2 rRNA genes (1 of these 2 running past the window's edge) are annotated in these 1,991 nt (G+C 57.3%); both read left to right on the forward strand.

What is annotated here, in order from left to right:
• Positions 1-1,311: ribosomal RNA gene (locus AB0316_RS20905) — 16S ribosomal RNA — on the forward strand; the annotation flags it as partial.
• Positions 1,312-1,657: 346 nt separating this feature from the next.
• Positions 1,658-1,991: ribosomal RNA gene (locus AB0316_RS20910) — 23S ribosomal RNA — on the forward strand (it continues 2,876 nt past the right edge of the window).

Genomic DNA, 1,991 nt, shown 5'->3' on the forward strand with positions numbered 1-1,991 from the left:
TTTTTCGGTCTGGGATGGACTCGCGGCCTATCAGCTTGTTGGTGAGGTAATGGCTCACCAAGGCGACGACGGGTAGCCGGCCTGAGAGGGCGACCGGCCACACTGGGACTGAGACACGGCCCAGACTCCTACGGGAGGCAGCAGTGGGGAATATTGCACAATGGGCGAAAGCCTGATGCAGCGACGCCGCGTGAGGGATGACGGCCTTCGGGTTGTAAACCTCTTTCAGCAGGGAAGAAGCGGAAGTGACGGTACCTGCAGAAGAAGCACCGGCTAACTACGTGCCAGCAGCCGCGGTAATACGTAGGGTGCGAGCGTTGTCCGGAATTATTGGGCGTAAAGAGCTTGTAGGTGGTTTGTCGCGTCTGCTGTGAAAATCCGAGGCTCAACCTCGGACTTGCAGTGGGTACGGGCAGACTAGAGTGTGGTAGGGGAGACTGGAATTCCTGGTGTAGCGGTGGAATGCGCAGATATCAGGAGGAACACCGATGGCGAAGGCAGGTCTCTGGGCCATTACTGACACTGAGAAGCGAAAGCATGGGGAGCGAACAGGATTAGATACCCTGGTAGTCCATGCCGTAAACGTTGGGAACTAGGTGTGGGTCTCATTCCACGAGATCCGTGCCGCAGCTAACGCATTAAGTTCCCCGCCTGGGGAGTACGGCCGCAAGGCTAAAACTCAAAGGAATTGACGGGGGCCCGCACAAGCGGCGGAGCATGCGGATTAATTCGATGCAACGCGAAGAACCTTACCAAGGCTTGACATACACCGGAATCACTCAGAGATGGGTGCGTCTTCGGACTGGTGTACAGGTGGTGCATGGTTGTCGTCAGCTCGTGTCGTGAGATGTTGGGTTAAGTCCCGCAACGAGCGCAACCCTCGTTCTATGTTGCCAGCACGTGATGGTGGGGACTCATAGGAGACTGCCGGGGTCAACTCGGAGGAAGGTGGGGATGACGTCAAATCATCATGCCCCTTATGTCTTGGGCTTCACGCATGCTACAATGGCCGGTACAAAGGGCTGCGAAACCGTAAGGTGGAGCGAATCCCAAAAAACCGGTCTCAGTTCGGATTGGGGTCTGCAACTCGACCCCATGAAGTCGGAGTCGCTAGTAATCGCAGATCAGCAACGCTGCGGTGAATACGTTCCCGGGCCTTGTACACACCGCCCGTCAAGTCACGAAAGTCGGTAACACCCGAAGCCGGTGGCCCAACCCTTGTGGGGGGAGCCGTCGAAGGTGGGACTGGCGATTGGGACTAAGTCGTAACAAGGTAGCCGTACCGGAAGGTGCGGCTGGATCACCTCCTTTCTAAGGAGCAGTCATTTATGGCAGCCCGGTCTGAGTGCGAGTGTCACTCAGCGGGTGCTCAAGGGTGGAACATCGATTAGTTGGCGCTGACCTGGGTCGCCGTCCACAAGTACAAGCTGGTTACAGCAGTGGAACGTGGTGGTGGCGGGGGAGGCGCTTGACACGTTGTTGGGTCCTGAAGGATCGGGCAACACCAGCCGGCAGGGGTCGTAAGGCTTCTTGCTTGGGTTGGTGTGGCCGGGTTTCTTCTGGTCGTGGGCCCCGCCGAGAGCGCGATGGATGTCGCGTTGGGTGTGGGGTGCCGGTTGTATGTTGAGAACTTCACAGTGGACGCGAGCATCTTTGTGGCCAAGTTTTTAAGGGCACACGGTGGATGCCTTGGCACCAGGAACCGAAGAAGGACGTAGGAATCTGCGATAAGCCTCGGGTAGTCGATAACCAGACTGTGATCCGAGGATTTCCGAATGGGGAAACCCGGCTGGAGGCAAGTCCAGTCACCCGCACCTGAATATATAGGGTGTGTGGAGGGAACGTGGGGAAGTGAAACATCTCAGTACCCACAGGAAGAGAAAACAACAGTGATTCCGTGAGTAGTGGCGAGCGAAAGCGGATGAGGCTAAACCGGGCGTGTGTGATAGCTGTCAGGCGTTGCATGTCCGGGGTCGTGGGACCCGCCAACC

This window comes from Terrabacter sp. NPDC080008, from assembly GCF_040702505.1.
Classification (GTDB): Bacteria; Actinomycetota; Actinomycetes; order Actinomycetales; family Dermatophilaceae; genus Terrabacter.